13 protein-coding genes are annotated in these 12,052 nt (G+C 64.6%); 4 read left to right on the top strand and 9 right to left on the bottom strand.

Annotated elements, in window-relative coordinates:
- Positions 1-2 precede the first annotated feature (2 nt).
- Complete coding sequence (locus B8V81_RS24780) at positions 3-455, top strand: hypothetical protein (RefSeq protein ID WP_028600692.1); 453 nt, start codon at positions 3-5, stop codon at positions 453-455.
- 137 nt (positions 456-592) lie between these two features.
- Here B8V81_RS24780 and B8V81_RS10290 read toward each other — a convergent pair whose 3' ends face one another.
- On the bottom strand, positions 593-1,303 hold the full coding sequence (locus tag B8V81_RS10290; RefSeq protein WP_028600693.1) for a MerR family transcriptional regulator: 711 nt from the start codon (positions 1,301-1,303) through the stop codon (positions 593-595).
- A 485-nt stretch (positions 1,304-1,788) separates the two neighbouring features.
- On the opposite strand from B8V81_RS10290, the gene B8V81_RS24775 reads away from it, so the two are divergent.
- On the top strand, positions 1,789-2,178 hold the full coding sequence (locus B8V81_RS24775; RefSeq protein ID WP_146000480.1) for a hypothetical protein: 390 nt from the start codon (positions 1,789-1,791) through the stop codon (positions 2,176-2,178).
- 96 nt (positions 2,179-2,274) lie between these two features.
- Positions 2,275-3,474: a PQQ-dependent sugar dehydrogenase gene (locus tag B8V81_RS10280; RefSeq protein ID WP_240479078.1), complete on the top strand. Its 1,200-nt coding sequence runs from the start codon at positions 2,275-2,277 to the stop codon at positions 3,472-3,474.
- Between the two features lie 92 nt (positions 3,475-3,566).
- Here B8V81_RS10280 and B8V81_RS10275 read toward each other — a convergent pair whose 3' ends face one another.
- Positions 3,567-4,115, bottom strand: coding sequence for a DUF2062 domain-containing protein (locus tag B8V81_RS10275; RefSeq protein WP_052333657.1), 549 nt, complete (start codon positions 4,113-4,115; stop codon positions 3,567-3,569).
- 672 nt (positions 4,116-4,787) lie between these two features.
- Between B8V81_RS10275 and B8V81_RS10265 the strand changes: the two genes are divergently transcribed.
- Positions 4,788-5,273, top strand: coding sequence for a class I SAM-dependent methyltransferase (locus B8V81_RS10265; protein ID WP_101808312.1), 486 nt, complete (start codon positions 4,788-4,790; stop codon positions 5,271-5,273).
- Between the two features lie 132 nt (positions 5,274-5,405).
- Here B8V81_RS10265 and B8V81_RS25215 read toward each other — a convergent pair whose 3' ends face one another.
- The 7 genes from B8V81_RS25215 to B8V81_RS10225 form a co-directional block, all read right to left on the bottom strand.
- Positions 5,406-6,119, bottom strand: a complete 714-nt coding sequence (locus B8V81_RS25215; protein ID WP_180968418.1) for a hypothetical protein — start codon at positions 6,117-6,119, stop codon at positions 5,406-5,408.
- Between the two features lie 6 nt (positions 6,120-6,125).
- Positions 6,126-7,262: an S-layer homology domain-containing protein gene (locus B8V81_RS10250; RefSeq protein ID WP_101808309.1), complete on the bottom strand. Its 1,137-nt coding sequence runs from the start codon at positions 7,260-7,262 to the stop codon at positions 6,126-6,128.
- An 86-nt stretch (positions 7,263-7,348) separates the two neighbouring features.
- Entirely contained in the window at positions 7,349-8,344 is a 996-nt protein-coding gene (locus B8V81_RS10245; protein ID WP_240479079.1) for a phosphotransferase, read from the bottom strand.
- A 32-nt stretch (positions 8,345-8,376) separates the two neighbouring features.
- Positions 8,377-9,288 (bottom strand): hypothetical protein, encoded by a 912-nt coding sequence (locus B8V81_RS10240; protein WP_101808308.1) that lies wholly within the window; start codon positions 9,286-9,288, stop codon positions 8,377-8,379.
- A 171-nt stretch (positions 9,289-9,459) separates the two neighbouring features.
- On the bottom strand, positions 9,460-10,650 hold the full coding sequence (locus B8V81_RS10235) for an acetyl-CoA C-acetyltransferase (RefSeq protein WP_101808307.1): 1,191 nt from the start codon (positions 10,648-10,650) through the stop codon (positions 9,460-9,462).
- A complete protein-coding gene (locus B8V81_RS10230; protein WP_028600699.1) occupies positions 10,650-11,306 on the bottom strand; it encodes a 3-oxoacid CoA-transferase subunit B in 657 nt (218 codons plus the stop codon). The genes B8V81_RS10235 and B8V81_RS10230 overlap by 1 nt, the downstream gene beginning before the upstream one ends.
- On the bottom strand, positions 11,303-12,028 hold the full coding sequence (locus B8V81_RS10225; protein ID WP_028600700.1) for a CoA transferase subunit A: 726 nt from the start codon (positions 12,026-12,028) through the stop codon (positions 11,303-11,305). Before B8V81_RS10225 ends, B8V81_RS10230 begins: the two co-directional genes overlap by 4 nt.
- Positions 12,029-12,052 lie beyond the last annotated feature (24 nt).

Below are 12,052 nucleotides of genomic sequence, written 5' to 3'. Positions count from 1 at the left end.
GCATGGCGCTATTGTTTCCCCCCAACCAGCCGGGCGGCCTCGGCGGCCTGTTCCCGGGCACGCCGGGTCCGCCTCCATTCCCCGGAGGCGGAGGCGGCTTCCCTGGACCGCCTCCCGGACCGGGTCCAGGCGGCTTCCCCGGTGCTGGCGGAGGCTTCCCGGGACCTGGCGGAATGCCGGGCGGGCCGGGCGGCGGACCGCAGCCGCCGTCCTCGCCGCCGCCGCAGGCGATTCCGATCAAGCCGCTGACGGCGGGAGCGCTGGCGATCGACCCCGGCGCCATCTCCGGCTGCGTGCTGCGCTACACCTACGTCTGGCCGTCGAACGGCCCCGGCTTCTGGTTCTATCCGGTGTTCGTCGGCCGCACCTCGGTGTCCGGCTTCCGCTGGAACGGCCTGTTCTGGATGTTCTCCGGCCTCGACCTGAGCCGCATCGACTCGTTCAGCTGCTATTGACCGAGGCAGCCCTGCCTTTCGCAAAAGCCCCCGTCTGCCGGCGCTCGCCGGCGACGGGGGCTTTTGCCGCCGTCCGAAAAGAGAGCGCCGAAATTGCGGCCGCATCGGGCGCCCGTTCAAAAGGAGAGAAGGCGGGGTCATTCCTGCCGCCCCTCTTTTTCGTGAGCCGAGTCAAGCAGGCTCTGCAAGCATGCGATCCCCCGCATCTGCTCGACGAGCACCCCGTCCAGGTAATGAAGGGACTGAAGCGCAATTTCCTTGGCCTGCGCCGCGTCATGGTTGTCGAGCTCGGACAGGACCTTGCGAACGACATCCAGGGAATAGACGACTCGTTGAACCGTGCGGATGACGAGCAGCTTGCGGATGTCCGAGGGGCGATAGATGCGGAACCCGTTGTCGGGCCGGCGCTCGGGCCGAATCAGTCCTTCCTTCTCCCAATGCCGAATGGCGGAAGCGGATACCTTCGCTTCCTCGGCGGCTTCTCCGATCGTATACGAGCTTTTACCGCCGCGCAGGGACGGTTCATGCAGCGCTTGGAGATCAAGCATCTCCACCGTTCTTTGGACCGTTTCCTTCTCCGCATGGAGGCGGACTTGGGCCTCGTTGAGCAGCCACAGGACATCCAGCTTCTTTCCCTGCTGGACGAGCGGCATGATGCGCCGGACCAGCTCCATGCCGAATCCGGGAATCAACGCGCGGATGCATTGAAAATAGGCTTCATGTTCCCGGGTGTAGACGCGATACCCGCTTGCCGATCTCTCGATCCGAGGGACGAGCCCCCAGGCTTCGTAATGCCGCAGCGCGCTCGTGCTGATATTCAGGCTCCGGGCGATGTCGATTCCTCTCATCCCGCCTCCTCCTCCCCCTATCATGGAAGGTTCAAGCATATGACGGCTTTACAGTCGTTTTTCCAGGCAGCACCGGATTTAAACCCGACCTACCTTAGCATTTGCACCAATAGTATACGATGGAAGTACATTCTCTTCAAAGGAAGGTGCCGATCCCCATGAACAAGATCATCCCCATTTTGCCTTGCCCGTCTCTGAAGGATCAAATTTCCTTTTACGAAAAGCTGGGCTTCACCCTGGCCTACATCTCCCCTCGTCCCCATTCCTACGCGGTGCTCCGGCTCGGATCGCTCGAGCTGCACTTTTATGGAAGCAAGAAGACGGTCCCGAGCGAAAATCCTCAGATGTGCTATGTACAAGTCGATGAAGTCGATCTCGTCTATGAGCAGTTCACAAGCTCGATAAAAATGGCCTTGGGCAAAATTCCTCGAACCGGCGTCCCTAGAATTTCCAAAATGAAGCACTTGAAGGAGGATCGGCGGTTCATGATGACGGATATGGGGGGAAACACGCTCTTCATCGGGACGCCGAACGAGGAGCTGCACGAATCTCCCGCCTTTTTCCGGAACCTTGCCAGCGATGAGCATGCCCACTCCTTCGGCATCCTTTACGATTTGATGTATTCCAAGGAGGATGTCTCCTCCGCCTCTGCCATGCTGCAGAAGTTTTTTCCGTCAGATCTGACGTCGATGGAGGTCGAGGAGCTCGATCTGGCCAAGCTGTTGCTGGTGGCGATGGATATCCAGCTGCACCAGCACCAAGCCGCAGATCCGCGGCTCGGCGACAAGCTCGACGAGCTGATCGCCGCTCATGGAACCGATTCGGCAGATTGGAACCGGATCTCCCGGCAGCGGTCCATCCTGGACGAGAAGTAAGGCCCGCTGCTGATTCCTCCCCCGCCCGTTCGGGTACAATGAGGGCAAACCGTCTTCTCCTGCCTGTCCGGCGGAGCGGACTAGGAGGAGATCGATTTGCTGACGACCCTGCATCGAAAAGGACTCGGGACGGCCGCCGCCGTCCTGCTGCTTTGCGGCTGCGCCCCGTCCGAGCAGCTGCGGCAGGACGGAGGAGCCGCGCCGCCTGCCAGCTCGTCCGGAGCCATACCTTCCGCCGCGCCGCCCTCGGAGGCGGCGGAAAGCGCGGATCGCTTTCCCTATGAGCCGACCGTCCTCGCAGAAGGATTGGACCTGCCGTGGGAGATCGCCCTTGCTCCGGACGGCCGCATCTTCTTCACCGAGCGCCCGGGAGCGCTGCGGGTCATCGAGGATGGCCGGCTCCGCGAGGAGCCGCTGCTGGAGGTCGAAGGTCCGGATGGAGGAGAAGGCGGCTTGCTCGGCCTCGCTCTTGATCCGGCTTTTGCCGACAACGGCTACGCCTACGCCTACCACTCCTACGAAGAGCAGGGCCGCATCCTGAACCGCGTGCTGCGCCTGCGCATCGAAGGCGGCAAGGCGGCCATCGACCAGGTGCTGCTCGATTCGATTCCGGGAGCGGTCAATCATAACGGCGGCCGGCTGCGCTTCGGCCCGGACGGCATGCTGTACGCGACGACCGGCGACGCGTCCGAGCCGGAGCTGGCGCAGGATCCGGACAGCCTGGCCGGCAAGATCCTCCGGCTGCAGCCGGACGGGTCGGTTCCGGCGGACAACCCTTTTCCCGGATCGCCGGTCTACAGCCTCGGCCACCGCAACCCGCAGGGCCTCGCCTGGCATCCAGAGAGCGGCGAGCTGTACAGCTCCGAGCACGGCCAATCGGCGCATGACGAGATCAACCGCATCCGCCCCGGCGCCAACTACGGCTGGCCGGACGTGGAGGGCGACGAGAGCGGCGAGGCCGCAGACGGCCAGCCGCTGCAGGTTCCGGCCGCGCATAGCGGCGACGAGACGTGGGCTCCGTCGGGCATGGCCTTCCTGACAGACGGGCCGTGGAAGGGCCGGCTGCTCGTCTCCGCGCTGCGGGGAGAGCGGCTGCTGCAGGCTTCCCTTGCGGCGGACGGAAGCGTATCGTCGATCGAGCCTTTCTTCGAAGGAGAGTGGGGCCGGCTGCGCTCGATCGTCGAAGCCCCGGACGGCACGCTGTACGTGCTGACGAGCAACCGGTCGCGCGGCAACCCGGCGGACAACGACGACCGGATCGTCGCGCTCGTTCCGCAGCCGTCGCCATCGCCGTGACGATCGCTACAAGGCGCCAGCGCGCGCTTGGAGCATGCCCTTCGCGATTCCATTCGCCGCCTCGCTTTGCGAGGCGGTTTTTGCGCTTGCCCTCAGGAGGACGGCGAGATGCGCTTGCCTCCGGCGGAGCGCGCCCGCCAGGCCCTCGCCCGGCGCAGCAGCGGCGCGCGGCAGCGCGTCCACAGCAGACGGAAGAGGAGGTAGAGCAGCAGCGCGCCGAGGACGCTGTTCAGCAGGGCGCCGGTCAGGAAGTCCAGCCCGGCCCCGCCGAGCTCGCCCAGGCTCTCGACCGTTTCGTCGTAGCGGAGCTCCTCTGCCGGATCGGCGAGAATGTCCCGAACCTCCGGGTCGGCGGGCTGGCGCAGCCCTCTGCGCACGGCATGTCCCACGGCATAATTGACGTAGAACAGAATCGGCCATAACAGCGTGCCGAAAAGGACGGCGAACATGCCGGCCGCCATATTGCCGCGGCACAGCCGCAGCAGCGCCAGCGCCAGCAGCACGTCCGCGCCGAAGGTCGGGAACCAGCAGGGCAGGAACCCCAGCGCGAAGCCGAGCGCGACGCGATGGGAGCCTTGCCGCTGCCGAAGCAGGCGAAGCGTCTGGTAGACCAATCCTCTCTTGAGCGCCGCAAGCTTCATTCGATCCCCTCCCTTGCTTCGAAATCTCGCCCCATCTTACCAAAAGCAGGCCAAGCGAAGCCAGCCGCAAGCGGCGAATGGTTGCGCACCGGCTACGGCTGGGAGCGCGTACTCTCTTTTCTTCTAGAATAATTTCCCTTATTCTGTCTCAAATGACCATCTCCGATTGTCATATCGGGTAGAACCGACTTCAGGATAAGAGGTGCTGCATGGAATCCGAACCGAACCTAGCGTCATGGGAACAACTCGTCAAGCTGCATCACCATGCACCGGGGTTCCGCCAACCAAGGCGCTTTCTACTCCCTGGTCGGGTCGATGCCCCGGAGTTTCGCCAACCAAGGCACTTTCGACTCCCTGGTCGGGTCGATGCACCGGGTTTCCGCCAACCAAGGCAATTTTAACTCCCTGGTCGGGTCGATACGCCGGGTTTCCGCCAACCAAGGCAATTTTAACTCCCTGGTCGGGTCGATACGCCCGAGTTTCGCCAACCAAGGCACTCTCAACTCCCTGGTTCAGTCGATGCACCGGAGGGCGGCCAACCAAGGCGCTTTCAACTCCCTGGTCGGGTCGATGCACCGGATTTTCGCCAACTAAGGCACTTTCAACTCCCTGGTCGGGTCGATGCACCGGATTTTCGCCAACTAAGGCACTTTCAACTCCCTGGTCGGGTCGATGCCCCGGAGTTTCGCCAACCAAGGCGCTTTCGCTTCCCTGGTCGCGACGAATTGGCCGGAGCGGCTGCTCGACTGCGCAGCCTTCGACCCGACCTGCTTGACCTTCGTCAGCGTGCTCGGCCTCAGCTACTACTTGCCGCAGGAGGCGTTTATCCGTCTGCTGCGGAAGCTGGCGAACCTGCTGCCTGCAGGCAGCGGCCTCGCGTACGACTACCCCGACGAGCTGACCTTCACGCCAAAGGCTGGCGAGCGCGCCCGCAAGCAGGTGATGATGGCGGCGCAGGCCGGCGAGCCGATGGTCTCCTCCTACTCCTCTGCCGAGCTGGAGTCGCTGCTGGAGGAGGCGGGACTGCTCGCGTACGAGCATCTGACGCCTGCTGTCATCGACGCCCGGCTGCTCGCTGCCTGCAACGCTAGCCGGACGGGCGAGCCGCTGGCCGCCTTCGACAACGTCCATTATTGCCTGGCGGTCAAGCGGTCCTGAGTTCTGCCTGATATGCGCCGCAGGCCGATGACGCCCCAACGGCAAAAAAGAGCTGCGGCATCTTGGCAGATGCGGCAGCTCCTTGCGTTGGTCGAGTCTCGCTCATGAAGGGATTGGAGGAGATCTTGTTGGTTATACCGGCGGAATCTGTGGGATCGGTGGGATCGGCGGAATCGGCGGGATCGGTGGAATTGGTGGGATCGGCGGAATCACTGGCGGAACCGTCAGCTCGACTACGCCTGCGCAAGAGGTCTGCTCCAGCACAGCTCCGGAAACATCCTTCCAAGCTCCCGGCTTGAGCGTCACAACGACGGTTTGACCTGATGCAAACGTCGCCTCGGGAAGCTGCACAAGGAAAGTGGAGGTCATGGAATCCCATATTACGAAGCTGGATTGAATCCAGCCCGGAGCCGATTCACCGCCGATGGAGATAGATTCCAGCAAATCAGCGGTATTTGTCAGGGAGGTCGTGTCGGCATGCAGTTCTCCGCTTGCACGAAGGCTCAACTGGCCTACACCGGCATGGAGCGGACCCAAAGTGACCTCAACGGCAGGTTCTGGAATGTAAACCGCCACAGCGTAACGGATAACGCGATTGTCTGCATCGGTGGCCGCCACCAGGATGAGCGGATGCTCTGTGTCGAGGTCAATGTCTTGGCCGGATGCATAATCGACGCCATCGAAAAAGGCTCCCGACGCCGGAGTATACACATTTTCCCCAACTGTGCGGATACGCCATTTCTCTGCGCCTACGCTGCTCGGGTTCACCAGCGTCAGCTTGGCCGTGCCGGGAACGGAACCTGCTGAAACATAGAATTGCGTATGCAGCAGCTGTTCTGCCGCCACACCGATCTACGCGGCCGTCAGCGCGATGTCGCTGAACCGGACGACTGCGCCGGTGGAGGCGTTGACCTCATAGACGCCGATATGCTCGCCCTCATAGACGCCCCGAATATCGGCGCCCGTCTCATATTCGCTGCCGATCTCGGCCGCGGAGGATCCGACCTTCGGCGTCACGAACGGACCTGGCTGATGGACGAAACGCAGGCCGTTGCCCGAGACCGCTTCGTAGACGAGACGCACCGAGCCGGCTACCGTTCCGGATTCCACCGTAAGCCCCGTGATGGCTGGCGCCGGGGTCGGTGTCGGCGACGCGGTTGGCGTCGGTGTTGCCGTCGGTGTCGACGACGCGGTTGGCGTCGGCTGAACGGTCGGCGTTGCCGTCGATGTCGGCTCCGGCGTCGGCCACACGATAGGCGGCGCTGCGCTCGGCGTCGGGCTTGGACTTGGCGAGGCGCTCGGCGTCGGCGTCAGGCTCGGCGAAGGAGTCGGCGTTGGCGTGGCGCCACGCGGAACGTATTGCTCCTTCGCCTCATAAGCGCCCAGCACGAGCAGATCGCGGGTCGCGTTGGAGCCTCCGCCGAATTTTCCGTCCGCGCCGTTGCTCAGCAGCTTCAGCTCCAGGGCGAGCTCGACGTAGCCTTTGGCCCAGTCCGAAACGGTCTGGTCGTCCACGCCGGGAGCCGACTTGGCGTCGTCATCCTTGCCAAGGCCCCTCACCAGGAACGTGGCGAGCTGCTCTTTCGTGACCTTTCCTGCCGGGTCGAACCTTCCGCCGCCATATCCTTCCGCGATGCCCGCGTTCTTGAGGGCCTCGATGTAAGGCAACGCATAGCCGTTTCCCTTGTCGTCCGGCTTGACGTCACTGAAGCTGGACATCTTCAGGCCCGAGTCGACCTTCAGGCCGAAAATCAGCGCAGCGACCTTGGCGAACTGGGCGCGGTTCATTTCGCTCTTCAAGTCGAACGTGTCCTGGCTCACGCCGTTGAACACGCCCGCGCTGAGCAGCGCGTCAATCTTCGCTTTCGTCGCGGCATCGAGATCCTGCAAGTCTTTGAAGTCAGCCGATGTTTTGGCCGCGAGCGCAGTCGTTCCCGGCAAGCTCAGCGCCAGGGCGAGCCCCAGGATCAGACTCCTGCTTTTCCTCATTCAGACTATTCCTCCCTTTTTTAAATCAAATCTTTCAAAGGGATCTATCGGCATAGGCCGGAGGTCTTATAAGAGGCGAGGCGAAATCATTCGCCGCCCCGCATCATCCGCCGCGAGCTCGACGACAGCCGGCCCAGATCCGCGGCGAGCATCCGGACCTGCTCGCGGAGCACGGGCGCTTCATCCGTGCCTTCCCAGAAGCGGCTGACGAAGTGCAGGAATACGTCTACTTTGCGGAGCTGCATCAGCAAAGGCACCGCTTCCATCTCCTCGCGGGACAGCCGGACGACGCCGCTGAAGCCGCGCCAGAACGCTTGCGCCGCCGCCTCTTCCTCCGGATGTCCGACGAGGCCGGAAAGAACGACCGCCGGCTCCATCGCCCGCAAATCCCACGCGCAGAACTCGAAGTCGAGCAGCGCGGCTACCTGCCGGCGATCCGCCTGCCGCAGCAGCAGGTTCGACGCGTTCAGATCTCCGTGCACGAGCTGATGCGGCAGCCGCTCCAGCTCCGCCAGGCGACCGAAGATGTCTCCGCACGCCTCATATAGCGCCCCGAGCTCCGCAGCCAGATGGCGGAAAGGCTCGGGCGGATCGAAGCACAGCTCGCGCAGCGCTTCGTCAGTGCAAAGCGGATAGGCCGCTCTCAGCTCGTAATACGGGCGATACGCCGGAGACAAGCTCGGGCGGACGCCGGCAAGCGCCGCCGACAACAGGCCCGCCGCTTCGCCGAACGACGCCTCGTAGCCCGACTCCTCCTCCGCCGGGGAGTCGCCTTCGATATAGCGGAACAAGCAAGCGAGCTTGGAAGGGTCGTCCTCCGTCTCGGCCACGGTCGCCCCGTTCCGGGCCGGGATCGGCTGCGGCACCTGAAACGGCAAGGAGAGCTCCGCCAGCCGCTTCAGCACCTCGTGCTCGAACTCGATCTTGTCCCGGTCGCGATGCGTCTCGTAGATGCGCAGCACCGCGCGCCCGGCACTGCCTTCAACAAAATACGTGCTGTTGTTCCACCCGCCGCTCCGCCGCCGCAGCGTTCCGCTCCACTCCGGCCACAGCCGGCTCATCCAGGATTCCATCATCCGCATCGTTGTCGCTCCTTCATCCGGTCCGGGAGCCTTCATGCCAGCGGCGGCAGGATCCGGCTGAACGACTGGAAATTCTCCGGGCGGAATCCGGCCAAGCGGCAGAGCCTGAGGTAGCTGTAAGCGTACTTGCCGTAATGCCCATGCCGGCTGTCCGCAAGGGCTTCTTCCCAATAAGACGGCTCCAGCGGATTACGCGCGCCGGCCGCGGCGTTTGAAGCGAATTCCGTCTCTTCCTTTTCGAGCGCATTCGCGTAAGCCAACAGAGCTGTTCTTTTGAAGAAAGACTGCTCCAGAACCGGCCCGTGCTCCTCCAGAGCCTCGGCACGCAAGGCCCGCTTCAGCTCCACGACGGCATGTCCGTGCGTGAGCAGATGGCCGAGCTGCATGTCTCCTCTCTCCATCCGTTCCGGTCTGGAGAAAGCATGGAACAGCTCCAGCACGGATGATGGAGCAAGCTCAGGCTGATTCTCCGCTTCCGGCACCTCGCCGGGTTGAACGATCGTATGGATGCCGTTGATCGTGACATAACCGGGACCGGAGTCGGCAAAGCCCTGCAGCATCGTCGCCATCGCGTCGAACAGCTCTTGCGTCGCCGGAATGCCGGAGCGCTCGATCAAGTCGAGCATGTAGGACGCATAGATGGCATCGTGGCCAAGCGAGTTGTCTTTGCCGCCATTTCGAATCAACAGGCGCAGCAGCTCCGGCCGAAAGCCGATCTTCGGCTCCCCTTCCTCGTCATAGATGCCTTGGTTCCTCTTCTCCTCGACGATCTGATCGAGGTTGCGGCGGACCAAAGGCTCCAGACCCCCGGGCAGAAGCTGCTCGTCCAGCAGCCGGGCCATGGAGAGCACCGCGCACGCCCAGTGGCCGTCCCATAGGTTCGACGAAGCCGACTCAATCATCTTCTGACAGGCCCACCTGCCGTAGAACGCTGACTTTTCCATTTTCCTCCCCCTCCTTAAAGGTTAAGCATAGCGGGAAAGGCGCGATTTGAACATGCCGGCGACTCGTCAAGCAGGGACAGCCAAAAGGCCTGCGCCAGCTGCCCCCTAGGCAGCCGTCACAGACCTCTGTGCTGACCTTCTCATCGACAAGCGTTCGCTGCGGAGCAGAGCCTACAGCGCCTCCACCAGCATGGAGACGCCTTGCCCGCCGCCGATGCAGAGCGAGGCGAGGCCAAGCCGGCCCTCGCGGCGGCGCAGCTCATGCAGCAGCGTGACGAGGATGCGGGCGCCGCTCGCGCCGATCGGATGCCCGAGCGCGATGGCGCCGCCGTTCACGTTGAGCTTCTCCGGCGGCAGCTCGAGCTCGCGGCCGACGGCGATCGCCTGCGCCGCGAACGCCTCGTTCATCTCGAACAAGTCGATGTCGCCCATCGACACTCCCGTCCGCTCCAGCAGCCGGCGCGTCGCGTGCACGGGGCCGAGCCCCATGAAGGCCGGGTCGAGCGCCGCGCTCGCGTAGCCGCGAATGGCGGCGAGCGGCTTCAGGCCGAGCGCGGCCGCCCGCTCCGCCGACATGACGACGAGCGCGGCCGCGCCGTCGTTCAGGCCGGACGCGTTGCCGGCCGTGACAGTGCCGCCCGCGCGGAACGCCGGGCGCAGCCGGCCGAGCGACTCCGCCGTCGTGCCGGCGCGCGGATGCTCGTCGGCGCCGACCGACAGCGGCTCGCCCTTGCGGCGAGGGACGGCCACCGGCACGATCTCCTCGGCGAAGCGGCCGGCCGCGATCGCCGCCTCGGCCTTTTGCTGGCTCCATGCCGCGAACTCGTCCTGCTCCTGGCGGCCGATGCCGTACTTGTCCGCGATGTTCTCGGCCGTCTCCCCCATATGGATGTCGCCCATCGCGCACCAGAGCCCGTCCCGGATCATCGAGTCGACGAGCTTGGCGTCGCCGAGGCGCAGGCCGGTCCGCCCGCCGGGCAGCAGGTAGGGAGACTGGCTCATCGATTCCATGCCGCCGGCCACGACGATCTCGGCGTCGCCGATCCGGATCGCCTGCGCGGCCAGCATGACGGCCTTGAGGCCGGAGCCGCACACCTTGTTGACGGCCGCCGCCGGCACCGAGGACGAATAGCCGTTTTTCAGCCACGCCTGGCGAGCCGGATTTTGTCCCACTCCCGCTTGCAGCACATGGCCGAGGATGACCTCGTCCACCTGCTCCTGGCCGACGCCCGCCCGGGCGAGCGCCTCCCGGATCGCCGCCGCGCCCAGCTCGGGCGCCGGCACCTCGGCGAGCGCCCCCTGAAAGCTGCCGATCGGCGTGCGGACGGCGCTGACGATGACCGCTTCATGCAAGCTCGACATCACGCTCTCCCCCTCTCCAATTCCGCTGCGACCGCGTAGCGGGCCTCGGTATGGTCCCGCACCTGCTCCAGCGTCGCGCCCTCCTGCAGCTCCACGAGCACCATTCCCTGCTCGGTGAAGTCGAATACGGCCAAGTCCGTGATGAGCCGGTCGACGACCCGCTGCCCGGTCAGCGGCAGCGTGCAGGCGGCCTTGACCTTGGACTCTCCGTGCTTGCTCATATGCTCCATGACGACGACGACGCGCCGCGCTCCGTGCACGAGATCCATCGCGCCGCCCATGCCCTTGACCATCTTGCCGGGGATCATCCAGTTGGCGAGGTCGCCCTGCTCCGACACCTCCATGCCGCCGAGGATCGCGAGCTCGACGTGGCCGCCCCGAATCATCGCGAACGACTCCGCGCTGTCGAAATAGGACGCGCCCGGAACGGCCGTCACCGTCTCCTTGCCCGCGTTGATGAGGTCGGGATCGGCCTCGCCCTCCAGCGGGTACGGCCCGATGCCGAGCAGCCCGTTCTCCGACTGCAGCAGCACCTGCATGCGGGCCGGAATATGGTTGGCGACCAGCGTCGGCATGCCGATGCCGAGATTGACGACCATGCCGTCCTGAATCTCCTGCACCGCCCGCATGACGATCGCGCTTCGGCTGCCGCTCATCGGCCTTCCCTCCCTTGGACTTGGACGCCTGCGCCGCGCACGGTCAAGCGCTCGATCCGCTTCTCATAGCCGAAGCCCTGGACAACCCGCTGCACGTAGACGCCCGGCGTATGGATCTCGTCCGGATCGAGCGCGCCTGCCGGCACGATCTCCTCGGCCTCCGCGATCGTGATCCGGCCCGCGGCTGCCGCGAGCGGATTGAAGTTGCGCGACGTCTTGCGGTAGACGAGGTTGCCGAGCGTATCCGCCTTCCACGCCTTGACGAGGGCGAAGTCGCCGACGATGCCTCGTTCGAGCAGGTAGGTCCGGCCGTCGAATTCCTTCTGCTCCTTGCCGTCCGCGACGACCGTGCCGACGCCGGTCGGCGTGTAGAAGCCGGGGATGCCCGCCCCTCCGGCGCGGATGCGCTCCGCGAGCGTCCCTTGCGGGACGAGCTCGACCTCCAGCTCCCCGCTCAGGTACTGGCTCTCGAACGTCTTGTTCTCCCCGACATAGGAGGAGACCATCTTGCGGATCTGCTTCGTCCGCAGCAGCAGCCCGAGCCCCCAGTCGTCGACGCCGCAGTTGTTGCTGACGGCCGTGAGGCCGCTCGTCCCCTGCTCGACCAGCGCCTGGATGAGCGTCTCGGGGATGCCGCATAGGCCGAATCCGCCGACGATCAGCGTCGATCCGTCCGGGATATCGCGCACGGCGTCCGCAGCCGAAGCCCATGTCTTGCTCATAAGTTCCATCCTTTCTGTTGTCGC

It is taken from the genome of Paenibacillus pasadenensis (assembly GCF_002864175.1).
Lineage (GTDB): Bacteria > Bacillota > Bacilli > Paenibacillales > Paenibacillaceae > Paenibacillus_O > Paenibacillus_O pasadenensis.
Note: the sequence above shows the minus strand (reverse complement) of the source record. Positions and strands in the feature narration are given on the sequence as shown.